Below are 21,919 nucleotides of genomic sequence, written 5' to 3'. Positions count from 1 at the left end.
AAGCCGGGCGCGCCGATGGCATCCATCGGCGCGGCGGCGGGGTACTTACTTAGAAGTTCAAGGTACGCTTGTCGACGGCCAGCGCGGCTTCCTTGGTCGCTTCGGACAGCGACGGGTGCGCGTGGCAGATGCGGGCAATGTCTTCCGCCGAGGCGCGGAATTCCATCGCGACGACCGCTTCCGAAATCAGTTCGGAGGCCATCGGGCCGACGATGTGCACGCCGAGGATTTCATCGGTGGTGGCATCGGCCAAAAACTTGACCATGCCCGAGGTGTCGCCCAGCGCGCGCGCACGGCCGTTGGCCATGAACGGGAAGGTGCCCGCCTTGTAGGCCACGCCGGCTGCTTTGAGCTGCTGCTCGGTCTGGCCAACCCAGGCGATTTCCGGCGAGGTGTAGATCACCCACGGAATCGTGTTGAAGTTGGTGTGGCCATGCTGGCCGGCGATCCGCTCGGCCACGGCAACGCCTTCTTCTTCGGCTTTGTGCGCCAGCATCGGGCCGCGCACCACGTCGCCCACCGCCCACACGTTCGGCAGGTTGGTCTTGCAGTCGTCGTCCACGGCGATGAAGCCGCGCTCGTCCAGCTTGAGGCCAACCGCGTCGGCACCCAGGCCGATGGTGTTCGGCACGCGCCCGATCGAGATGATCAGCTTGTCGAACACGGCGCTCTGCGCTTCGCCGGCGGCGTTGGCGTAGTCCACGGTGACCTTGTTCTCGCCGGCCGTGACTTTGCTGATCTTCACACCGAGGTTGATCGCCAGGCCCTGCTTGGTGAACAGCTTGTGCGCTTCTTTCGCGATCTGCTCGTCGACCGCGCCGAGGAACGTTGGCAGGCCTTCCAGCACGGTGACCTTGGCGCCCAGGCGGCGCCAGACGCTGCCCATTTCCAGGCCGATCACGCCGGCGCCGATCACGCCCAGGGTTTCCGGCACGGCGTCGATGGTCAGTGCGCCGGTGTTCGACAGGATCAGTTTTTCGTCGAACGGTGCGCCCGGCAGTTCACGCGCGTTGGAACCGGTGGCGATGATGACATGCTTGGCGGAGAGCGTTTCCGGCGCGGCGCCGGTGACGCTGACCTGGTAAAGCCCTTCGGCAGCGCTAGAAAACGCGCCACGGCCGTGGAAGAAGGCGATCTTGTTTTTCTTGAACAGGAACAGGATGCCGTCGTTGTTCTGTTTGACGACGGTGTCCTTGCGCTTCAACATCTGCGGCAGGTTCAGCGCCAGGCCGGCGACATCGATGCCGTGCTCGGCGAACGCATGGCCGGCGTGCTCGAAGTGCTCGGACGATTGCAGCAGCGCCTTCGATGGAATGCAGCCGACGTTGGTGCAGGTGCCGCCCGGTGCCGGGCCGCCCTTGGCGTTGGACCATTCATCGATACAGGCAACCTTGAAACCCAGTTGCGCCGCGCGGATGGCGGCGATATAGCCGCCAGGACCGGCGCCGATGACAACCACGTCGAATTGTTTTGCGTCACTCATTATTGATTCCCTTGATTTATTCTTCTGGTACGAATACCCACATCAGCAGGTAGATCAGCAGGCCAAGCAGGAAGTACAGGGTAAAGACGGTAAACACCAGCCGCCATACCCATGCATCCATGCCCGACACCCTGGCCAGGCCGCCGCACACGCCCGAGATCCAGCGGTCGCCGCGCGTGCGGCGCAGCCGCGAAAACTCGCTGGCCAGGTCACCGTTGCCGGGACCGGGGCCAAGGCTGGCCCGCTCTTGTTCGGCCAGCACGCGCGCCTTGGCCTGTGAAAATTCGGCGTCGGAGAGCGCGCCGGCTTGATGCAGTTCGTGCAAACGCTTGATTTCGTCGGAGATATTCAATGATCCACCCATCCAAAACAACCGGCGAAGCACGCGCTGCAAGCAAGCGCGCGCTTCGTTGTTACAGGTCCAGCAGCAGGCGCGCCGGATCTTCCAGCGTTTCCTTCATCGTCACCAGGCCCAGGACGGCTTCGCGGCCGTCGATGATGCGGTGATCGTACGACATCGCCAGGTAGTTCATCGGACGCACCACGACAACGCCGTTTTCGACGACGGCGCGGTCCTTGGTCGCGTGCACGCCCAGGATGGCCGACTGCGGCGGGTTGATGATCGGGGTCGACAGCATGGAGCCGAAGGTGCCGCCGTTCGAGATCGAGAAGGTGCCGCCGGTCAGGTCGTCCAGGGTCAGCTTGCCTTCCTTGGCTTTCTGGCCGAATTCACCGATCTTCTTCTCGATTTCGGCGATCGACATCTGGTCGGCGTTGCGCAGGATCGGCACCACCAGGCCGCGTGGCGAACCGACCGCGATGCCGATATCGAAGTAGCCGTGGTAGACGATGTCGTTACCGTCGACCGACGCATTGATGATCGGGTACTTCTTCAGCGCGGCGACGGCGGCCTTGACGAAGAAGGACATGAAGCCCAGCTTGACGCCGTGCTCTTTCTCGAACTTGTCCTTGTACTTGTTGCGCAGGTCGATCACCGGCTGCATGTTTACTTCATTGAACGTGGTCAGGATGGCGTTGGTCGACTGCGACATGACCAGGCGCTCGGCGATGCGGGCGCGCAGGCGGCTCATCGGCACGCGCTCTTCCGGACGGTCGCCCAGGTTGGCGGCGGCCGGTGCGGCGATCTGCTGCAGCGGTGCTTTTACCGGCGCGGCAGGCGCTGCCAGTGGCGCTGGTGCGGCAGGCTTGACGCCGCCCGGCTGGGTTGCAGAACCCAGCGCGCCCAGGACGTCGCCCTTGGTCACGCGGCCATCGCGGCCGCTGCCGGCCACGTCGGAGGTGGTCAGGTTATTATCGGCCAGCAGCTTGGCGGCGGCGGGCATGGCGACGTTCGATTTCGAGGCGATCGCGCTGATCGCTGCGGCAACCGGATCGGCGGCGGCAGGCGCGGTCTGCACCGGCGCGCTGGAGATCTGCAGCGGGCTCACTTGCGCCGGCGCTTCGGTGTCGATGATGGCGATGACTTCGCCGGCGACGACGGTGGCGCCGTCGGCCTTGAGAATCTGGGTGATGATGCCGGCGTTCGGCGCAGGCAGTTCGAGGACGACCTTGTCGGTCTCGATGTCGATCATGTTTTCGTCGCGCGCAACTGGCTCGCCGACTTTTTTGTGCCACGACAGCAGGGTCGCTTCCGCTACCGATTCCGACAGAACTGGGACTTTGACTTCAATTTGTGCCATGTAAAACTCCGTGTATTGTTTTTAGCAGCGCCGCACCGGGCGATCGACCCGGCGCGGCGTGGTGATTATTTGGTCAGGATGAAACCCTTGAGCTTCGAGAATGCCGTTTCCAGCAATTCCTTCTGCTGCGCATTGTGCTTGTCGCCGTAACCGACGGCAGGCGATGCCGAAGCCGGACGGCCCGCATACGCCAGGCGCTGGCCCGATTCGAGGCTCTCGAAGATGTTGTGCTGGATCTGGAACCATGGTCCCTGATTCTGCGGCTCATCCTGGGTCCACACCACTTCGGTCGCGTTCGGGAACTTTTTCAGTTCAGCCGCGAACGACTTGTGCGGGAACGGATACAGTTGTTCGACACGGATGATGGCGGTGTCGGTCTGGCCGCGCGTCTTGCGGCTGTTGACCAGGTCGTAGTAGACCTTGCCCGAGCAGGCGATCACGCGCTTGACCTTCTTGGCGTCGATTTTTTCGTCGACTTCACCGATCACGGTGTGGAACATGCCCTTGGCCAGTTCGCTCAAAGGCGAGCTGGCGTCCTTGTTACGCAGCAGCGACTTCGGCGTCAGGATGACCAAAGGCTTCCTGAACTGGCGCACCATCTGGCGGCGCAACAGGTGGAAGATCTGTGAGCCGGTGGTCGGCTGCACGACTTGCATGTTGTTGTCCGCGCACAGTTGCAGGAAGCGTTCAGGACGCGCCGACGAGTGCTCCGGACCCTGGCCTTCGTAACCGTGCGGCAGCATCATCACGAGACCCGACGCGCGGCCCCATTTGACTTCGCCGGACGCGATAAACTGGTCGATCACGACCTGGGCGCCGTTGGCGAAGTCGCCGAACTGGGCTTCCCAGATGGTCAAGGTGTTCGGTTCGGCGGTCGAGTAGCCGTATTCGAAGGCCAGTACGGCTTCTTCCGACAGTACCGAGTCGATCACGACGAACGGCGCCTGGCCTTCCGACACATTGCACAGCGGGACGTAGGTGCCCGCATCCCAACGCTCGCGGTTCTGGTCGTGCAGCACGGCGTGGCGGTGGGTAAAGGTACCGCGGCCGGCATCCTGGCCCGACAGGCGGATGGCGTAGCCGGACGACACCAGCGAAGCGTACGCGAGATGCTCGCCCATGCCCCAGTCCAGGTTCAGTTCACCACGGCCCATGGTGGCGCGGTCGGCCAGCACTTTTTCGACCAGCGAGTGGACCTTGAAGTTTTCCGGCAGGGTGGTGATGCGGGTTGCCAGGCGTTTCAGTTCCGTCATCGGCACGGCGGTGTCGGCACTGTCGGTCCATTTGCGGTTCAGGAACGGCAGCCAATCGACCGCGTACTTGTTCTTGAAGTTCGAGATGACCGGGTCGATCGTGTGCTTGCCGGCGTCCATGGCGTCGCGGTAAGCGGAGACCATCTTGTCGCCGCCGTCGGCCGCCAGGGTGCCCTGGGCGATCAGCTTGTCCGCGTACAGCTTGCGGGTGCCCGGATGCTGGCCGATTTTCTTGTACATCAGCGGCTGGGTCAGCGCCGGCGTGTCTTGTTCATTGTGACCGAGCTTACGGTAGCAGATGATGTCGACCACGACATCTTTCTTGAACTGGACGCGGTAGTCGAGCGCGATTTGGGTCGCCAGCACGACCGCTTCAGGGTCGTCGCCGTTCACGTGCAGGACCGGCGCTTCGATCATCTTGACGACGTCCGAGCAGTACAGGGTCGAACGCGCGTCGCGCGGGTCGGACGTGGTGAAACCGATCTGGTTGTTGATCACGATGTGCACCGTGCCGCCCGTGCCGTAGCCGCGGGTCTGCGCAAGGTTCAGCGTTTCCATGACCACGCCCTGGCCGGCGAATGCGGCGTCGCCGTGGACCAGGATCGGCAGCACTTGCGCGCCATCCTTGTCGCCGCGACGCTCCATGCGCGCCTTGACCGAACCTTCGACGACCGGGTTGACGATCTCGAGGTGGGATGGATTAAAGGCCAGCGACAGGTGAACCGGACCGCCGGCGGTCGAGATATCGCTCGAAAAACCCTGGTGGTACTTGACGTCGCCCGATGGCAGGTCGTCGCCGTGCTTGCCTTCGAATTCTTCGAACAGTTCCTGCGGCGACTTGCCCAGGGTGTTGACCAGCACGTTCAGGCGGCCGCGGTGGGCCATGCCGATGACGATCTCCTGCACGCCTTTTTCACCGGCGCGCTGGATGGTTTCGTCGATCGAGGCGATGAAGGACTCGGAGCCCTCCAGCGAGAAGCGCTTGGCGCCGACGTATTTGGTGTGCAGGTAGCGCTCCAGGCCTTCGGCGGCGGTGAGGCGCTCGAGGATGTGGGCTTTTTTCTCGGCCGTGAAGTTCGGGGTCGAGCGGATCGCTTCGAGTTTCTCCTGCAGCCAGCGCTTTTCCGCCGGATCGCCGATGTACATGAATTCGGCGCCGATCGAACGGCAGTAGGTATCGCGCAGGAAGTTCAGCAGGTCGCGCAGGGATGCGGTTTCAGGGCCGAAGTAGGTATTGCTGATGTTGAAGACGATGTCCATGTCGGCATCGGTGAAACCGTAGAACGCCGGATCGAGTTCCGGAATCATCGGACGTTCCTGGCGCTGCAGCGGGTCCAGGTTGGCCCACTGCGAACCGAGATAGCGGTAAGCGGCGATCAGCTGGGTGACGGCGACGCGCTTGCGTCCCATTTCGGCGTCGGTGGACGCGGTCACGACACGGATCGGGCCTGCTTTGGCGCGCTCGGCGAACGAGGCGATGACGGAAGCGTGGGCTACGTCGGGTTTGTTGGAGCCGTCGACCGCAGGGACATTCTGCATGGAGTCGAAATAGGCGCGCCAGTTGTCTGGCACCGAGCCTGGGTTGTCGAGATAAGCCTCGTACAGCTCTTCAACGTACGGCGCGTTACCACCGAACAGATAGGAGTTCGCGGTTTGGTCTTGCATCATCTTGCTCACCTTTCTTCGCGCTTCGCGAGTTTGGCGGGTTAATCTAACCTTCCGCGACACGGCCTGACCGGTTAGCGGATTGCACATCAAGTTGTGGGGAAGGACTTGTAAAGCTCGAAGCATTCTTACGTCGTCGGAAGAATAGCACGCGTATTGTAGCCTAACATTCCACCCCGCGAAAAAAGTTGCCAATCATCTTTTTGTATTGAGCGATACCAAAACCACGAATTGGCGCGAATATATTGACATCTAACAAGTTTATGGCGTGTCAGCGCGCCAATTCCTTGCGCCAGATCATGGTCGATATCAGGGTTTTGTGATTAAAGACAAGCGATTGTTGCGTATTGTAAATGTGTCTTAATGCCATTGACCGCGCAAATGATAATAGTTATCATTTGCGTTTAGTTCGTTGACGGAAGCACCGAATGTCCTCCCCTGCCACGCTCCCCAGCGCCAGCCGCGCCGCCTGGCTGAAGAACCTGCACCGCTGGCACTGGATCAGCTCGGCCTTGTGCCTGATGGGCATGCTCTTGTTCAGTATCACCGGCATTACGCTCAACCACGCCACCCAGATCGAAGCCAGGCCGGCCGTGACCAAGCGCAAGGCCACCCTGCCCGCGCCCCTGCTGCGCGACCTGGAGCAGGCCGCCACCAGACACGTGGATGCGCGCGCCCCGCTGCCGCCGCGCGTGGCCAACTGGGCCGACCGCGAGTTCGGCCTGGACGTCGGCGCCATCGACGCCGAATGGACCGAGGAAGACGCGTACGTCGCCCTGCCGCGTCCCGGCGGCGACGCCTGGCTGCGCATCGCCGTCGACGGCGCCGCCGAATTCGAAAAAACCGACCGCGGCATGGTTTCCTGGCTCAACGACCTGCACAAGGGCCGCAACGCCGGCCCGGTGTGGAGCTGGTTCATCGATATCTTTGCGGTGGCGTGCGTGGTGTTTTCGCTGACCGGTTTCCTGATCATGAAACTGCACGCCGCCAACCGTCCGTCCACCTGGCCGGTGATCGGCGCCGGCATCCTGCTGCCGCTGCTGCTGGCCCTTCTGTTTACTCACTAAATTTACTCACCACGTCTGACACCCATGAAACTACAGCACACGCTTGCCCTTACCCTTCCCATGCTGAGCGGCTGGGCCGTCGGCGCCGACCTGGCCGTCAAGTTCGAGATCCCGCAACTGAACGTGGCCGAATACCACCGGCCCTACGTGGCCATGTGGCTTGAGCGCGCCGACCAGAGCGTGGCGGCCAACCTGTCGGTGCTGTACGACGTCAAGAAGAAGGACAACGCCGGCACCAAGTGGGTCAAGGACCTGCGCACCTGGTGGCGCAAGGCCGGGCGCGACGTGGAACTGCCGATGGATGGCGTCAGCGGCGCGACGCGCTCGGCGGGCGAGCAGACCATCAGCTTCGGCCCTGCGCGCAGCGGCATCGACAAGCTGCCGGCCGGCGACTACAAGCTGGTGATCGAAGCGGCGCGCGAATCGGGTGGCCGTGAACTGGTGCGCGTGCCGTTTTCCCTGCCGCTCAAGGGCAAGCAAACCTTCAGCGCGCGCGGCAAGGAAGAACTTGGCGCGGTTTCCCTCCAGATCACCCCTTGATTGACGACGATGACCAACACCATGATCAAAAAGACCCTGCTCGCCCTTAGCCTGGCCGCCCTGTCCCTGAGCGCTTCGGCCCACCGTGGCTGGCTGTACCCGCAGTCGACGATGGTTGAAGCGAAGGAGCCGTGGGTGACCATCGACGGCGCCATTTCGGAAGGCCTGTTCGACATCGACCACGTCGCCCTCAAGCTCGACGCGGCCACCATCACCGATCCGGACGGCGTGAACACGCCGGCGCCGGCCGGCTACATGGGCAAGCAGCGCAGCACGTTCGACCTGAAGATGCCCAAGAACGGCACCTACAAGATCAGCATCGTCAGCCGCAATGTGATGGCCAGCTACAAGGACAAAGCCGGCGAAACCAAGCGCTTTCGCGGCAGCGAAGAAGCCTTTGCCAAGGAAGTCCCACGCGACGCGCCGGAACTGAAAACCACCTACGCCCACCAGCGCCTCGAGACTTTTGTGAGCGCCAACAAGACCAGCGACGGCGCATTGAAGCCGAGCGGCGTGGGACTGGAGATGATCCCCCTGACCAATCCGACCGACCTGCGCGCCGGCGAAACCGCCAGGTGGCGCTTCCAGCTCGATGGCAAGGCGCTGCCGAAGTTCGCCTTCAGCCTGATTCCGGGCGGCGTGCGCTATCGCGGCGTGCTCGGTGAAGTGCGCCTGGAGACCGACGCCAAAGGCGAGGTGGCGGTGACCTTGCCGGCAGCCGGCATGTACTGGCTCAACGCCGGCTTCCCGGCAGCCCAGGCTAAGGGCGCCGCCCCGGCCGACGCGCCGGCCGTGACGCGCCGCTACAGCTACGCCGCCACGCTCGAAGTGCTGCCTGAGTAGATGGAGCGCCGCGTTCTCGTTCCGCTGGCCATCGCGCCAGCCCTGCCGCCGCGCACAAGCATGCTGCATCGCCTGGGCGGCAGCACCATGGGCACCAGCTGGTCGGCGCACGTGATGGCGCCGCCCGGCGCCGCGCCGACCGTGCTGGAAGGCTTGCAGCGCCAGCTCGACCTGGTGGTGGCGCAAATGAGTCACTGGGAACGCGACTCGAACCTGAGCCGCTTCAACAGCGCGCCGGCCGGCAACTGGCATCGCCTGCCGGAGGCGTTTTTCACGGTGCTCAGTTACGCGCTGGAGGTGGCCGAGGCCAGCGGCGGCGCGTACGATCCGTGCGCCGGCGCGCTGGTCAACGCCTGGGGCTTCGGCGCCCGCCAGCGCTACAACGAAGTCAATTTTTATGCACCGCTACCGGCGGCTACCCAAGCCATCGTGGCGCGCGCCGACCGCCAGCGCCTGCAACTGGACCACGCCAGCCGGCGCGCGCTGCAACCGGGCGGCGTGCAGATCGACCTGTCGTCGGTGGCCAAAGGCTACGCGGTGGACCTGCTGGCGCGCTGCCTGGAAGCGCAGGGACTGTTTCACTATCTGGTGGAGATCGGCGGCGAGTTGCGCGGCGCCGGCACCAAGGCCGATGGCCAGCCGTGGTGGGTCGCGCTCGAAGGCGTGCCCGGTGCGGCAGGGGTTGGCGGCGATGGCGCCGGCCCGACCACGGTGGCGCTGCATGGCCTGGCGGTCGCCACCTCGGGCGACTACCGGCGCTACTTCGAGCATGGCGGCCAGCGCGCCTCGCACACGCTCGATCCGCGCAGCGGCGCGCCGATCCGCAACCACGTGGCCTCGGTGACCGTGCTGCATGCAGAATGCATGGCGGCCGATGCCCTCTCGACCGCGCTGTCGGTGCTCGGCCCCGACGAGGGTCTGGCGCTGGCTGAAAAACAACAGCTGGCAGCGCGCTTTTTGCTGCGCCACGACGGCGGCCTGCGCGAAGTGGTCTCCACGGCCTACGAGGAATTACTGCAATGATGACTGTCGATCCGGTGCGCTGGAGCGGCGCCGCTGCCGCCGTGGCGGCCTACGCGGGCATGTGCCTGGCCCTGTTGCGCGCACGGCGCGCCGTGCACAAGGATAGCGGCGGCGAGAATGCCGACTGGCTGGTGGCCTATGCCAGCCAGACCGGCACCGGTGAAGCGCTGGCGCAACATACCGTGGCCACGCTGCGCACCGGCGGCTTGTCGGCACGCGCGCTCAGTGTCGAGCATCTGGACCAGGCCAGCCTGCGCGGCGCGGCGCGCATCCTGTTCATTGCCAGCACCTACGGCGAGGGCGATGCGCCCGACAGCGCGGCGCGCCTGGCGCGCCTGCTCGACGACCCGGGCATGGATCTCGGCCGCCTGCACTATGGGGTGCTGGCCCTGGGCGACAGCACCTATGCCAACTACTGCGGCTTCGGGCGCCGCCTGGACGCCGCCCTGCAAGCGCGCGGTGCGCAGGCGCTGTTCGCGCGGGTCGACGTAGACCGTGGCCGCAGCGCCGCCATCGAAGCCTGGCAGCATCACCTGAGCCACCTGGCAGGCACCAGCGACGCCCCCGACTGGAGCGCGCCGGCCTACGGCGACTGGCGCATCGCCTCGCGCCGCCTGCTCAACCCCGGCAGCGCGGGTGCGCCGGTGTACCGCATCGACCTGCTGCCGGCCGCCGGCCCCCTGCCCGCATGGGAAGCGGGCGACCTGGTGCAGGTGAGCGCGCCGGGCGACCCGGCGTATCCGCGCGAGTATTCGATTGCGTCGACCATGGCCGAAGGCTGCCTGTCCTTGCTGGTGCGCCTGCACCAGCGCGAGGATGGCAGCCTGGGGCTGGCATCGGGCTGGCTGTGCCGCGAGGCGCGGGAAGGCGCGCCGGTGCTGCTGCGCGTGCGCCAGCACAGCCGATTCCGCATCGGCGACAACGCCGGGCGCCCGCTGATCTTGATCGGCAACGGCACCGGCATCGCCGGCCTGCGCGCGCACCTGCAACGCCGCGCCGAGGCGGGCCAAGCGCGCAACTGGCTGGTGTTCGGCGAGCGCGCGGCCGCGCACGATCACTTCTGCGCCGCCGACATCGCGGCGTGGCAGCGCGCCGGCATGCTCGATGCGCTCAGCGTGGTGTTCTCGCGCGACGGCGGCAGCGAGCGCTATGTGCAGCACGCGCTGGCGGCGCGGGCCGCCGAACTGCAAGCGTGGGTGGCCGAGGGCGCCGCCATCTACGTCTGCGGCAGCCTGCAGGGCATGGCCGGCGCCGTCCACGCCACCCTGGAAGCGGTGCTCGGCTTTGACACCGTGGCCATGCTCGACGAAGCCGGGCGCTACCGGCGCGATGTGTATTGATGCCGCTTTTCACATACAAAAATATGCAAAAAGCATAAACTTGCCAATTTCACCAAATGCGAATGAGAATTGTATTGATAACGATTCTCATTTACATAGTTTTACATTTCTCCTACAATGACTAGGTTGTTGGCAATTTATGTCCAATCCACCCTATCCGAAGAGAAGCAGATGGCCCCGATCAAAAGCCGCAAGCACGCGCAATCCCGTTTCAATCAACACATGAGCGCCGCGCTTGCCGCGCTGCTGGTCCCGGTAGCGGCCCATGGCGCCGCCGACGTCCCCCAGGCCAAGACCCTTCCGGAAGTCCAGGTCGTCAGCAAAACCAGCGAAGAAAGCACCAACGACTTCAAGGCCGAGCGCGCCGCCTCGCCTAAATACACCGAGATCCTGCTCAACACCGCGCAAACGGTCACTGTGATCAAGAAAGAGCTGATCATGCAGCAAGGCGCGGTCACCCTGACCGAAGCGCTGCGCAACACCCCTGGCGTAGGCACTTTCTTCCTCGGCGAAAACGGCAACACCACCACCGGCGACACCATCTACATGCGCGGCTTCGATTCCTCGAGCAGCATTTTTGTCGACGGCGTGCGCGACATCGGCTCGATTTCGCGCGACGTCTTCAACGTTGAACAGCTCGACGTGCTCAAGGGCCCGGCCGGCACCGACACCGGACGCGCGTCGCCGACCGGCTCGGTCAACATGGTGACCAAGCAGGCGGTGATGGAGTCCGGCACCACCGGCACCGTGGTGGCCGGTAGCGGCAAGCAAAAGCGCGCCACCGTCGATTACGCGACCGTGATGAGCGCCGAAAAAGGCGTCGCCTTCCGCCTCAACGCGCTGGCGCAGGACAGCGGCACGCCGGGCCGCGATGTGGTCAAGAACAAGCGCTGGGCGCTGGCGCCCTCGCTCGCCTTCGGCCTGAACAGCCCGACCCGGGTCTACCTGAACTACCTGCACGTGGACCAGGACAACGTGCCGACCGGCGGCGTGCCGACCATCGGCCTGCCCGGCTACAAGAGCCCGGATGCGCGCACCTTCCTGACCACGGCGGCGCCGGTCAACCCGGAGAATTTCTACGGCTCGGCCAGCGACTACGACAAGGTCAAGGCCGACATGTTCACGGTCAAGGTCGAGCATGATTTCTCGCCGACCGTCAAACTGCAGAACACCACGCGCTACGGCAAGACCTCGCAGGACTACCTGCTGACCGCCTTCATGGGGACCGGCGCCAACCTGAAAACGCCGAACGCGGGCGATCCGTCCACCTGGACCATCACGCGCGGCAACCGCACCGTCAAGGACCAGTCCAACACCATCCTGACCAACCAGAGCGTGGCGACGGTCAACCTGGATCTGGGCGGGCTGAAGCACACCCTGGTCGGCGGCCTGGAACTGACCAGCGAAGAGCAGACCAACTACAGCTATACCGGCGCCGGCACGATGGCGGTGGACTCGCTGTACGCGCCGAACCCGTATTCGCCGATCACCGGCCTGAACCTGGTGCGCAACGGCGTCGGCACCAATGCCAAGGTCGATACCCAGAGCGTGTACCTGTTCGATACCATCAAACTGGGCGAGCAGTGGATTTTCAACGTGGGTGGCCGCATGGACCACTTCAACGTGAACTACAACGCCACCAGCCTGTCGACCGCGGCCGCCAATCCGACCTTGCCGGTGGGCACCCTGGTGCCGACCAACCTGAAGCTGAGCGACACGGTCGGCAACGGCAAGATCTCGGCCCTGTACAAGCCGACCAAGGACAGCAGCGTGTACGCCATGATTGCCACGTCCAAGGCGCCGCCGGGCACCAATTTCTCGCTGTCGAGCTCGGCCAACAGCGCGTCGAATCCGAAATACGATCCACAGCAGTCGACCACGACTGAAATCGGCACCAAGTGGGATTTCCTCAAGCAAAAGCTGTCGGTGACGGCGGCGGTGTACAAGACCACCGTCAAGAACGAGCTGGAGCAGGATCCGGTGGACTTGCTGTACTACCAGACCGGGCGCAAGCAGGTGAAGGGAATCGAGCTGGGCGTGACGGGCGAAGTGGCGCGTAACTGGCTGGTCAGTGCAGGATATGCCCGCATGGATACGGAAGTCAGTCACGGCAAGGTGGTGACCGCCAGCGGCATCAACAACCTGAACTACACGCCGAAAGATGCGTTCACCTCGTGGACCTCGTACACCCTGCCGATGGGCCTGAAAGTGGGCGGCGGCGCGCGCTACGTCGGCAAGCTGCTGCGCGGCACCGATGGCGCGGTGGGCACGCCGGCCTTTGCCGATGCCTACTGGGTGGTCGATGCGATGGCGTCGTACAGCGTGAGCAAGAATGTTGACCTGCAACTGAACTTGTACAATCTGGCGGACAAAGAGTACATTGCGCAGATTAACAAGAGCGGCTATCGCTACACGCCGGGCGCGCCACGCTCGGCCAGTTTGACGGCGAATTTCCGTTTCTAAGCCAGTTGGTTCCCCTCGGCGCCGTCCTTCCCGCCATTGGCCGGAGGGACGGCGCCTTACGTTACGGTTTCCCCCATGATGCTCCACATTCCCCAGGTACTCACCCCCGACCAGGTCGCCGCCATGCGGCGCGCGCTCGATGAGGCCGACTGGACCGACGGCCGCGCCACGGTCGGCGCCCAGGGCGCCCAGGTCAAGCACAACCAGCAACTGCCGACCGGCAGCCCCCTCGCCGCCGAACTCGGCCAGATCATCCTCGCCGCACTTTCCGCCAATCCCCTGTATTTCGCCGCCGCCCTGCCGCTGCGCACCGTGCCGCCGCTGTTCAACCGCTACACCGGCGGCGGCCACTACGGCGCGCACGTGGATGGCGCCGTGCGCAACGTGGCCGGCAGCGCCCTGCCGCTGCGCACCGACGTCTCCTGCACCCTGTTCCTGTGCGAGCCCGAGGACTACGACGGCGGCGAACTGATCGTCAACGACACCTACGGCGTGCATGAAGTCAAGCTGCCGGCCGGCGACATGATCGTGTATCCCTCGTCGAGCGTGCACAAGGTCGAACCGGTCACGCGAGGCAGCCGCGTGTGCTCCTTCTTCTGGGTCCAGAGCATGGTGCGCGACGACGCCCGGCGCGCCATGCTGCTCGAACTCGACCAGACGATCGTGCGCCTGCGCGCGCAACTGGGCGACAGCGAGGAAACCGTCGGCCTGACCGGGCATTATCACAACCTGCTGCGCATGTGGTCGGAGATCTGAACTGGACTTTCCCATCTAGATAATTTACTCTAGGTGCATTCCCACCGCTCCCCTCCCCATGCCAGAACCGACCGCCATCCCCAAGCCCACCGCAGCGGAACTGGAAATGCTGCGCCTGCTGTGGCAACTCGGGCCGGCCAGCGCCAAACAGGTGCACCAGGCGGCCGTGGCCAGCCGTCCCGACATGGCGTACGCGACCGTGCTACGCCTGCTTCAGTTAATGCACACCAAGGGTTTGCTCACGCGCGACGAAAGCGCCCGCGCGCACGTGTACGCGCCGGCGCAGCCGCAGGACTCGCTGCAGACCAGCCTGATCAAGGAACTGATCCACAAGGCGTTTTCGGGCTCCGGCAAGGAACTGGTGCTCGCCGCCCTGCGCGGGCACGTGAGCGCGCGTGAACGGGCGGAAATCCAGGCGATCCTGGATCAGGAACAACCGTAGTTCGTTTTCATGCCTCGGGCGCGCAAACCGCCTTCATCAACCAATGGGAATATTCGATGGGCACCTACGTGCACTATTCGCTCGGCGACGCCGATGGCGTCAAGACCTCCTTTCTTGCCGATCTCGGCGTCTTGCTCGCATGGCTAGACCCGCGCATTGCAGAGTATCCCGATGAGTTCCCAACAGGCATGCGGGAAAAGATCCTCGACTTCATGCAGCGTGGCGAAGCCGCCTTTCTTACCGCATCGCGCGACGAAGCCAGGCTGATTGACCTGATCGTGGACGAGTACTACTGGAACTTCAGCTTCGACAGCCACCGTCATCCGGCCATCGATATCACGCCGTCCATGCACAAGTGGTATCGCTACGCCAGCGAGCTATCCGATGTCTTGCCGGCTGCCTCGGCCGTCGCCTGCGGTTATTATCGCGCGCTGTTTCGCGGCTGTTCGCTGGTCGAATGCGACGGGCATGTCTACCAATCGCAAGACGACGTCTTTCATCTGTCCTGGCTGTTGCCGGCGCAGGTAGTGGCATTGCTGGCCGAGCTGGAGCCCTTCGAGAGCGAGCTCGATGATCGGCAGGACGACCAGGCGGGCGTCTTGTGGGTACTCGTGTCTCTCCAGGAAGCCAAGCGCGCGGGGGCAAGCCTGATCGTGGCGATTGCCTGAGCGCGGCTGCCGATCATCTTAGTGAGAAATTTATACTAAGTTAGTTGTGCGCAAACACTAAGTCAATTATGATGTGTTCATTCCAAGAGAAAATGAACCCATATGAACCCCAGCATGCGCGTCGTCGAGAAAAACTCGGGAGCATTCGTCATCGAACACTTCCTCACCCCGGCCATGTGCCAGCATTACATCGCGCTCGGCGAAGAAGCCGGCTACGTACCGTCGGAAGTGAAGTTCAGTGACGGCTCGCGGCGGGCGGAAGAGATCCGCAATAACGACCGCGTCATTTTCGACGATGCCGCGCTGGCCGTCTCGCTGTTCGACCAGGCGCGCGCCCTGCTGCCCGCCAGCATCGGCGACTGGACCTTGAGCGGCTTTAACGAACGGTTGCGTTTTTACCGGTATGGCCCGAAGGAGTACTTCAAGTGGCATACGGACGGCGTGTATGCCAGGTCGCCCGATGAAGCGAGCCGCCTGACCTTCATGATTTACCTGAACGGCGACTTCGAGGGCGGCGATACGCAATTCAAGACCGAATTGATCAAACCGCAGCAAGGCGCGGCGCTGGTATTCCCGCACAAGCTGCCGCACCAGGGAACGGAAGTCATCGACGGCCTCAAATACGTGCTGCGGACCGACGTGATGTACCGCCGCGCGCAATGACGATGGCGGCCAGCATGACAACGATCCGAAAGCGAACCATGACAGCTGACAGCGTCGTCCTCTACCGCCCCACCGGCCCCGAGAAGCGCGCACTGCTGCGCCAGCGCGGCGCAGGCAGGGTGTCAGGTATTTGAATTCAGCCCGCTTTTCTTACCAGCAGCGTGGCCGGACGCAGCGAGCCGAAGGTGATGATGGTCGTGAGCAGCGCTTCGATGCGCGAGCCGATGCGCTCGACATGGGTGCAGCCGTTTCGCATGAAGCTCGCCTCGTACTCGCCGCCGTGGCGGATATCTTCAATCAGCGCGTGACCGCCCGGCCGTAATACGCGCGCCACTTCGCCGATCGCCTTGGCGCGGTCGCCGGCGTCGTACAGATTGTGGATGGCGGCACGCGAGACGACCACGTCGAACGAGCCGTCCGCGAACGGCAGCGCACGCATATCGGCGGTTTGGATGTCCACCCGCGCCTCCACGCCCTCGCAGCGCGCATTGTCCAGCGTCGCTTCGGGCCGATTGCCGGACAGATCTTCCGTTTGCCAGATGTCGATGCCGGTGGCGGTGCCTGTCGTCAAGCGCCGGGCGGCGCCGATCATCAACAGCCCGCGGCCGCAGCCAAGATCGAGCACCTGCTCCTTGCCGGTCCACGTCAGGCGCTGCAGCATTTTTTCGCGGTTGCGCAGCTTGCCGACTTTGCTTTCCCACACCATCCAGAGCGCGGTCAAGGGCAGGACAATGGCGAAGAAGCGCCCGCTATCGGCGACGCCAATCCGCAGTCCCTCGGCGCCCAGCGGAATGAGCACTTGCCCGGACCACAGTCCCAAGCTGGCCGAACCCCACAGCAACAGGCCGGCGATGGCCCCCAACACCAGATTGCGAACTACCTTCGGTGCGTCAAGGCCATAGTTGGCACGGCGCAGTTGCGGAGCGGTCATCGGGTTTCCTTTGAAATGGGTACACATGGGGAAGATGTATTTACTCGCAGAACAGTTGCGATACTAACACCGGCATGTCTGGCCAGATCGAAGTTTTCGATACATACACAGAAGGGGTAAGAGCGCGCAATCGCGCCTACAGCTTGCGCACCACCCCGGCCGCATCGAGCTCGTAGCTGGCGAAGTCCTCTGCCAGGAACAGATTGCCCGCGTAATGCAGGCGCGCCTCGGCGTCGAGTTCGGCCATGCCTTCCGGATTGTCGTAGCGCGCGCTGAAGTGGGTCAGGATCAGGTTCGGCAGGCCGGCTTCGGTGGCGAACTGCGCCACGCGCTGCACCGAACTGTGGGTCGGCCCCGGTCCCACCTTTTGCAAGATGGCCTCGGTATAGGTGGCCTCGTGCACCAGCACCTGCGCCTCGGCGCAGGCGTCGCTAAGCAGCGCCGGAGTATCGTTGTCGCCGCCAATCACGGCAACCGCGCGTTGCACATCGGCCACGCGGAAGTCGGCGGCTGCCAGCACGCTGCCGTCATCCAGCAGCACGTCAATCCCCGCCTGCAATTTCCCCCACAGCGGCCCGGACGGCACGCCGCGCGCGCGCAGTGCCGCGCTGTCGAGCTTCCATTTGCTGCTTTCCACCGCGAAGCGAAAACCCACGCTCGGGGCGCGGTGCGACAAATGATGGCGCTCGATGCGCAGGCCGCTCTCTTCGTGCACCAGCTGGTCGCCGGCCACATCCACATGGATCAGCGGGAATGGCAGGAACAGCTCGGTGTGCAAGATGGTCGCGTCCAGCCAGGCCCTGACGGCCAGCGGCGCGATCAGGATCAGCGGACGCTTGCGTCCGGTCATGGCGGCGCTGGCCAGCAGGCCCGGCAGGCCGTAGCTGTGGTCGCCATGGATATGGGTGATGCAAATGCCGGCCAAGTCGTGCACGGTGAGCGCGATGTGCTGCAGGCGGTGCTGGGTCGCCTCGCCGCAGTCGACCAGCCACCAGTCGCGGTTCAGGGAAGTCTGCAGCGCCAGCGCGGTGACGTTGCGGTTTTTGGTGGGCACGCCCGAGGAGGTGCCTAAAAAAGTCAGTTTGAACATCCCATATTATGCGCCAGCCGGCTTACCCGCGCCAGCGCCGGCCCCATGCCCTGCGCACGAGCATGCAATCCGCCTGTCACGCGGTTTCTTTACAATATGATAAATCCAATGCACTACATCCCCTCCTGAAAGGAAATGCACATGTTCGAGATGGACCATCCCTGGTGGGAATTTGTCGTGCGCGGCGCGGCGGTATATCTGATCCTGCTGCTCATGGTGCGCGTCTCCGGACGGCGCACGGTGGGCCAGTTCACCCCGTTCGACCTGCTGGTGGTGATGTTGCTCAGCGAAGCGGTATCGAACTCGCTCACGGGCGGCGATCAATCGCTGTTCGGCGGCTTCATCGTCGCGGCCGTGCTGGTGGGACTGAACATGACGATGTCATTCCTGTCGTCGCACAGCAAGAAAATGTCGGACATTCTCGACGGCAGCGCGGTGCTGCTCGGACGCGACGGCGAACTGTACGACAAGGTAATGAAGCGCTGCCGCATTTCACGCGAAGAGGTCGACCAGGCCCTGCGCTGCTCCGATTGCGACATGAAAGACATGCGCTGCGCCTTTCTGGAAGCGGACGGGCAGATCACCATCCAGAAAAAATAAATCCGTTTCCCGATTGTGCTGTGGGTGGGTGGCTCAGCTTGCGTCGCAAGCGAGCCCGATCCGCTTGGCCCAGGCGGAAATGGCAGCTTGCCAGAAGGCGCTGAGCGAGCTTGCCGGCGCCAGTGGCAACTGCAGGAACCCGGCGGCGGCCTGCAAGGCGGCCAGGGCCTGGCGCTCGTCCTCGGGAGCGACCGCCAGCGCGCCGGTTTGCTTGGACAGCTTTTCGCCATCGGCATTGCGCACGACAGGCACATGCAGGTAGCGCAGGACAGGCACGCCCAGCAGGTGCTGCAAATAGATCTGGCGCGGCGTCGAATCGATCAGGTCGGCGCCACGCACGACGTCGGTGACGCCCTGTTGCGCGTCATCGACCACCACCGCCAGCTGGTAGGCCCAGAAGCCATCGGCGCGCTTGAGCACGAAGTCGCCTGATTGCGTGGCAAGATGTTGTGCTACCGGCCCGGCGGCGCGGTCGGGGAATGTGACCAGATCGGCGTTGCCGGCAGGATCCGGCACGCGCACGCGCAGGCTGCGCATGGTCTTGCCGGGCGCGAGGCCGTGACGGCAGGTACCCGGATAGATTGCCGACCCGTCGGGTGCGGTGCCGAGGCGCGAATCGGCGATTTCGCGGCGGTTGCAGCCGCAGGGGTAGACGTGTGCGCCGAGTTTGTCGGCGGCGGCTTGGTACAGCTGCTTGCGCCGGCTTTGCCAGACCACCTCGCCGTCCCAGTCCATGCCCAGGGTGCGCAACAGTGCCAGGATGTTGTCGGCCGCGCCGGGCACGCTGCGGCCTTCGTCCACATCCTCGATGCGCACCAGCCAGCGGCCGTGATGCGCCCTGGCGTCCAGGTAGCTCGCCATGGCCGCCACCAGCGATCCCTGGTGCAGCGGACCGCTCGGCGATGGCGCGAAGCGGCCAATGTAGTGGTTTCGGTCAGGCACGTGCGGTTTTCTCGTGGGGAATCGTCTATTTTGCGGCCGGAGCGGCTTCAAAATCCTTGATCGTTCTGGTCACCTGGCCGGCCACCGGATTGGGAACGGCGATCGAGAGCTGATAATGCTCGATTTCGAATCCCTTGCCGGTCTTGCGCATCACGCCGCTGGCCTGGCACACACCCATCTGGGTATCGAGAAGTTCATCGAACCAGATGAATTTTTTGTCTGCCGACATATATACATTGCGCTTGATGGCCTTGAAGGACCAGGCGGAGCCCTTGGCGAAATGCGGCCTGGCCCACGCCTTGAACGCATCGCGGTTCCACAGCTCGGTCTTGTCGGTGCCGATGTACACGCCGTGTTTCGCCATCTTGTCGAAATAGGCCGGACGCGCGTGCGCGGCGTCATCGTGCCATTCATCGACGAATGCGTTGATCCGCCTGACGTCGGGGGAAGCGGGGTCGGATGGCTGCGCGAACGCGCCCAGGCTGAATATGAACAAGATGCAAGCGAGCAGTGTCTTTGTCATTGGACTTCCTTGAATGCGATCGACGAGGGGAGCCGCGATTGTACACGTCCCTTTGTGTACCGGCAGCGCCGACGCGGCGCACCCGGTCTGCGCTCCGGTTTACCGCGTAAAGCAATATCCAATGCCTTAATAATAAATAATATTAATCTTATGCATCGGCTGTTATCACTTTATACGTGAATGAGATTTTTTAATGCAATAAGCGGAACACGCCAGTCATTGTGAATCAAAGACACTCGGGTATTTACATATCGCGGCAATAAAACCATACCCCTGACGTTATTTTGCAAACGATTGCAAAAACGGGCCAATCGTGCCAAATCCTGTGCTACTGTCAGTACCAGCTAATCACCCTTATTAGCAAATTGCCGACTTCTCCCGACTTTCACGATCGCGCGTAGCCGCTTCCGGGCGCGTCTTCTTGCCGGTTATTACTCCATATCGAGGACTTGTAAATGAAACGATACATAGCAGTTGGAACACTGGCGCTGACGGTGGCGGCACTGGCGCAGGCACAATTCGATACGAAGCCAACTTTCGGCACCTACAAGAAACCATTCGCGGCCGATTCGCTCTGGAACTCGTATCCGGTCAATCCGGTACTCGGCACCTATCAAATACCGCTCACCAACAAGCCAGAGTGGGATCCGACGATTGATGCCGGCATATTTGCGGCAGGGGTATTCGAGGCGAAAGAAACCGATGGCCCGATGCTGATCTATCCTTATCCGAACAGCAAGGGCGTGATGGACACCGATACCGAAATTCCGGTGCCGACCTATACGATTCCCCATTGGCCGGCAACGACCCTCCCCGCGTCCGGCGGTGACGGCCATGCCGACATTGCCGACGCCAAGCTCAATCGCTTGTATTCATTCTCCAACCTGAAGAAGAACAGCGAGGGCAAGTGGATCGCGACCCGTGTTTCCTGGACGCCGCTGAACGGCAGCGGGTGGGGCACGCCGTCCCACCATTACCAGGGTGGACGCGCCGCCGGACCGGCGCCCGCCGGCGGACTGATCCGCAAAGACGAGGTCAATGATGGCAAGGCCATCTACGACCATGCACTGTCCATGTCGCTCGACTTCACCGGATTGAGCGCGGAGCCGAATCACTATGTGTATCCGGCGACGGCGGCCGACACCACGATCGCGGCCAGGCCAAACACCGGCGAGATTCCCGAAGGCGCGCTGGTGATGCTGCCGCCGACGTTTGACACGAGCAAGATCACCGATCCGAAGCTCTTGAAGGTCGTCAGGACGCTCATGAAATACGGCGCCTACGTCGTCGACCGCAACGAAGACACCCCGTTCGCCATTTACGTTGAAATTGGCTCCCCATGGAGCGCCATGCCGCGTGACCAACTCAGGCTCATTCGTCCAGCGCTGCGCCGGGTGGTCTCGCACAGCGGCCATATCGCTGGCAATGGCCGGCCGCGGGTACCGGAAACGAACGTCAACCTGCTGTCCATGCGCGGCGTGTGGACGAAAATCCAGGGAGTCGGTCCCTTGGGCTTCTTTGATACCTTCACCCAGTCGCTGCAATGGACAGCGCCGACGACCAACTACGAAATGATTCAAAGAAACTTCTCGAACGGGGGTTTAGGACGGGTCATGTATGGCGCGCCAAAAGCGGGGAATCGTTACAAGTTTTCGGTTGAATCCACCGGTGGCGTCAAGATGAGGATGTGGATCGAGGTAAACAAGGTCGTGCAGAAAGACACCAAATTGCTGGCGAATGGCCAGAGCGACATCATTGTCTGGCCGGACAAAGGCATCGCCTACTATGAGGCCCTGAAGCCAGTTGGTGGCGCGGCGAGCGCCAAGGTCAGCCTGGTCGAACTGCCACCGGGACAATAAGCCCGCGCGCGGACTTCAACAAGCGCGCCTGGCGCGACTTGTCGATGTTCGCGCGGTGTCAGGCCGGT

The 21,919-nt window shown here is 63.3% G+C and carries 20 protein-coding genes; 12 read left to right on the top strand and 8 right to left on the bottom strand.

Features of this window, described 5'->3' with window-relative positions:
- Positions 1–49: 49 nt before the first annotated feature.
- From lpdA to F1609_RS12335, 4 genes are all read right to left on the bottom strand, one after another.
- Positions 50–1,483, bottom strand: a complete 1,434-nt coding sequence (gene lpdA, locus F1609_RS12350) for a dihydrolipoyl dehydrogenase (protein ID WP_167076723.1) — start codon at positions 1,481–1,483, stop codon at positions 50–52.
- Positions 1,484–1,499: 16 nt separating this feature from the next.
- On the bottom strand, positions 1,500–1,835 hold the full coding sequence (locus tag F1609_RS12345) for a PspC domain-containing protein (RefSeq protein WP_167076722.1): 336 nt from the start codon (positions 1,833–1,835) through the stop codon (positions 1,500–1,502).
- A 61-nt stretch (positions 1,836–1,896) separates the two neighbouring features.
- Entirely contained in the window at positions 1,897–3,183 is a 1,287-nt protein-coding gene (odhB, locus tag F1609_RS12340; protein WP_167076721.1) for a 2-oxoglutarate dehydrogenase complex dihydrolipoyllysine-residue succinyltransferase, read from the bottom strand.
- Positions 3,184–3,248: 65 nt separating this feature from the next.
- The gene (locus F1609_RS12335; protein WP_167076720.1) at positions 3,249–6,104 is read right to left on the bottom strand and encodes a 2-oxoglutarate dehydrogenase E1 component; all 2,856 of its coding nucleotides are present in this window, start codon (positions 6,102–6,104) and stop codon (positions 3,249–3,251) included.
- 425 nt (positions 6,105–6,529) lie between these two features.
- Here F1609_RS12335 and F1609_RS12330 point away from each other — a divergent pair, with 425 nt between their 5' ends.
- The 10 genes from F1609_RS12330 to F1609_RS12285 all read left to right on the top strand — a co-directional run bounded on the left by F1609_RS12330 (position 6,530) and on the right by F1609_RS12285 (position 15,906).
- Positions 6,530–7,168 (top strand): PepSY-associated TM helix domain-containing protein, encoded by a 639-nt coding sequence (locus tag F1609_RS12330; RefSeq protein WP_167076719.1) that lies wholly within the window; start codon positions 6,530–6,532, stop codon positions 7,166–7,168.
- Between the two features lie 24 nt (positions 7,169–7,192).
- Complete coding sequence (locus F1609_RS12325; RefSeq protein WP_167076718.1) at positions 7,193–7,708, top strand: DUF2271 domain-containing protein; 516 nt, start codon at positions 7,193–7,195, stop codon at positions 7,706–7,708.
- A gap of 21 nt (positions 7,709–7,729) precedes the next feature.
- Positions 7,730–8,551 carry a DUF4198 domain-containing protein gene (locus F1609_RS12320; RefSeq protein WP_167076717.1) on the top strand — a complete coding sequence of 274 codons (822 nt, stop codon included), beginning with the start codon at positions 7,730–7,732 and terminating at the stop codon, positions 8,549–8,551.
- The gene (locus tag F1609_RS12315; RefSeq protein WP_167076716.1) at positions 8,552–9,574 is read left to right on the top strand and encodes an FAD:protein FMN transferase; all 1,023 of its coding nucleotides are present in this window, start codon (positions 8,552–8,554) and stop codon (positions 9,572–9,574) included.
- Complete coding sequence (locus F1609_RS12310; protein ID WP_167076715.1) at positions 9,571–10,914, top strand: sulfite reductase subunit alpha; 1,344 nt, start codon at positions 9,571–9,573, stop codon at positions 10,912–10,914. The genes F1609_RS12315 and F1609_RS12310 overlap by 4 nt, the downstream gene beginning before the upstream one ends.
- A 171-nt stretch (positions 10,915–11,085) precedes the next feature.
- On the top strand, positions 11,086–13,377 hold the full coding sequence (locus F1609_RS12305) for a catecholate siderophore receptor Fiu (protein WP_167076714.1): 2,292 nt from the start codon (positions 11,086–11,088) through the stop codon (positions 13,375–13,377).
- Between the two features lie 75 nt (positions 13,378–13,452).
- Entirely contained in the window at positions 13,453–14,133 is a 681-nt protein-coding gene (locus tag F1609_RS12300; protein ID WP_167076713.1) for a Fe2+-dependent dioxygenase, read from the top strand.
- Positions 14,134–14,191: 58 nt separating this feature from the next.
- Positions 14,192–14,575 carry a BlaI/MecI/CopY family transcriptional regulator gene (locus F1609_RS12295; protein ID WP_167076712.1) on the top strand — a complete coding sequence of 128 codons (384 nt, stop codon included), beginning with the start codon at positions 14,192–14,194 and terminating at the stop codon, positions 14,573–14,575.
- A 56-nt stretch (positions 14,576–14,631) separates the two neighbouring features.
- The gene (locus F1609_RS12290) at positions 14,632–15,243 is read left to right on the top strand and encodes a hypothetical protein (RefSeq protein WP_167076711.1); all 612 of its coding nucleotides are present in this window, start codon (positions 14,632–14,634) and stop codon (positions 15,241–15,243) included.
- A gap of 102 nt (positions 15,244–15,345) precedes the next feature.
- Positions 15,346–15,906, top strand: coding sequence for a 2OG-Fe(II) oxygenase (locus tag F1609_RS12285; protein ID WP_196785431.1), 561 nt, complete (start codon positions 15,346–15,348; stop codon positions 15,904–15,906).
- 136 nt (positions 15,907–16,042) lie between these two features.
- Here the strand turns inward: F1609_RS12285 and F1609_RS12280 are convergent, their stop codons facing one another.
- Together F1609_RS12280 and F1609_RS12275 are read right to left on the bottom strand one after the other, a co-directional pair.
- Positions 16,043–16,837 carry a class I SAM-dependent methyltransferase gene (locus F1609_RS12280; RefSeq protein ID WP_167076710.1) on the bottom strand — a complete coding sequence of 265 codons (795 nt, stop codon included), beginning with the start codon at positions 16,835–16,837 and terminating at the stop codon, positions 16,043–16,045.
- Between the two features lie 136 nt (positions 16,838–16,973).
- The gene (locus tag F1609_RS12275; protein ID WP_167076709.1) at positions 16,974–17,927 is read right to left on the bottom strand and encodes a ribonuclease Z; all 954 of its coding nucleotides are present in this window, start codon (positions 17,925–17,927) and stop codon (positions 16,974–16,976) included.
- 141 nt (positions 17,928–18,068) lie between these two features.
- On the opposite strand from F1609_RS12275, the gene F1609_RS12270 reads away from it, so the two are divergent.
- On the top strand, positions 18,069–18,527 hold the full coding sequence (locus tag F1609_RS12270) for a DUF421 domain-containing protein (protein WP_167076708.1): 459 nt from the start codon (positions 18,069–18,071) through the stop codon (positions 18,525–18,527).
- A gap of 33 nt (positions 18,528–18,560) precedes the next feature.
- Here F1609_RS12270 and gluQRS read toward each other — a convergent pair whose 3' ends face one another.
- A complete protein-coding gene (gene gluQRS / locus F1609_RS12265) occupies positions 18,561–19,469 on the bottom strand; it encodes a tRNA glutamyl-Q(34) synthetase GluQRS (RefSeq protein WP_167076707.1) in 909 nt (302 codons plus the stop codon).
- A gap of 25 nt (positions 19,470–19,494) precedes the next feature.
- Positions 19,495–19,992 carry a nuclear transport factor 2 family protein gene (locus tag F1609_RS12260; protein ID WP_167076706.1) on the bottom strand — a complete coding sequence of 166 codons (498 nt, stop codon included), beginning with the start codon at positions 19,990–19,992 and terminating at the stop codon, positions 19,495–19,497.
- Positions 19,993–20,447: 455 nt separating this feature from the next.
- Between F1609_RS12260 and F1609_RS12255 the strand changes: the two genes are divergently transcribed.
- Positions 20,448–21,851 carry an Atrophin-1 multi-domain protein gene (locus tag F1609_RS12255; protein ID WP_167076705.1) on the top strand — a complete coding sequence of 468 codons (1,404 nt, stop codon included), beginning with the start codon at positions 20,448–20,450 and terminating at the stop codon, positions 21,849–21,851.
- Positions 21,852–21,919: the final 68 nt, after the last annotated feature.

This window comes from Massilia aquatica (assembly GCF_011682045.1).
Taxonomy (GTDB): Bacteria; Pseudomonadota; Gammaproteobacteria; order Burkholderiales; family Burkholderiaceae_D; genus Telluria_A; species Telluria_A aquatica.
The sequence above is the reverse complement of the archived record's forward strand: the minus strand, read 5'-3'. Positions and strand labels throughout refer to the sequence as shown.

What these genes read in the sequence shown, in the direction of transcription:
- lpdA (WP_167076723.1), bottom strand. Translation starts at nt 1,483, where the DNA reads ATGAGTGACGCAAAACAATTCGACGTGGTTGTCATCGGCGCCGGTCCT.
- odhB (WP_167076721.1), bottom strand. Translation starts at nt 3,183, where the DNA reads ATGGCACAAATTGAAGTCAAAGTCCCAGTTCTGTCGGAATCGGTAGCG.
- F1609_RS12335 (WP_167076720.1), bottom strand. Translation starts at nt 6,104, where the DNA reads ATGATGCAAGACCAAACCGCGAACTCCTATCTGTTCGGTGGTAACGCG.
- F1609_RS12330 (WP_167076719.1), top strand. Translation starts at nt 6,530, where the DNA reads ATGTCCTCCCCTGCCACGCTCCCCAGCGCCAGCCGCGCCGCCTGGCTG.
- F1609_RS12325 (WP_167076718.1), top strand. Translation starts at nt 7,193, where the DNA reads ATGAAACTACAGCACACGCTTGCCCTTACCCTTCCCATGCTGAGCGGC.
- F1609_RS12320 (WP_167076717.1), top strand. Translation starts at nt 7,730, where the DNA reads ATGATCAAAAAGACCCTGCTCGCCCTTAGCCTGGCCGCCCTGTCCCTG.
- F1609_RS12315 (WP_167076716.1), top strand. Translation starts at nt 8,552, where the DNA reads ATGGAGCGCCGCGTTCTCGTTCCGCTGGCCATCGCGCCAGCCCTGCCG.
- F1609_RS12310 (WP_167076715.1), top strand. Translation starts at nt 9,571, where the DNA reads ATGATGACTGTCGATCCGGTGCGCTGGAGCGGCGCCGCTGCCGCCGTG.
- F1609_RS12305 (WP_167076714.1), top strand. Translation starts at nt 11,086, where the DNA reads ATGGCCCCGATCAAAAGCCGCAAGCACGCGCAATCCCGTTTCAATCAA.
- F1609_RS12300 (WP_167076713.1), top strand. Translation starts at nt 13,453, where the DNA reads ATGATGCTCCACATTCCCCAGGTACTCACCCCCGACCAGGTCGCCGCC.
- F1609_RS12295 (WP_167076712.1), top strand. Translation starts at nt 14,192, where the DNA reads ATGCCAGAACCGACCGCCATCCCCAAGCCCACCGCAGCGGAACTGGAA.
- F1609_RS12290 (WP_167076711.1), top strand. Translation starts at nt 14,632, where the DNA reads ATGGGCACCTACGTGCACTATTCGCTCGGCGACGCCGATGGCGTCAAG.
- F1609_RS12285 (WP_196785431.1), top strand. Translation starts at nt 15,346, where the DNA reads ATGAACCCCAGCATGCGCGTCGTCGAGAAAAACTCGGGAGCATTCGTC.
- F1609_RS12280 (WP_167076710.1), bottom strand. Translation starts at nt 16,837, where the DNA reads ATGACCGCTCCGCAACTGCGCCGTGCCAACTATGGCCTTGACGCACCG.
- F1609_RS12275 (WP_167076709.1), bottom strand. Translation starts at nt 17,927, where the DNA reads ATGTTCAAACTGACTTTTTTAGGCACCTCCTCGGGCGTGCCCACCAAA.
- F1609_RS12270 (WP_167076708.1), top strand. Translation starts at nt 18,069, where the DNA reads ATGTTCGAGATGGACCATCCCTGGTGGGAATTTGTCGTGCGCGGCGCG.
- F1609_RS12260 (WP_167076706.1), bottom strand. Translation starts at nt 19,992, where the DNA reads ATGACAAAGACACTGCTCGCTTGCATCTTGTTCATATTCAGCCTGGGC.
- F1609_RS12255 (WP_167076705.1), top strand. Translation starts at nt 20,448, where the DNA reads ATGAAACGATACATAGCAGTTGGAACACTGGCGCTGACGGTGGCGGCA.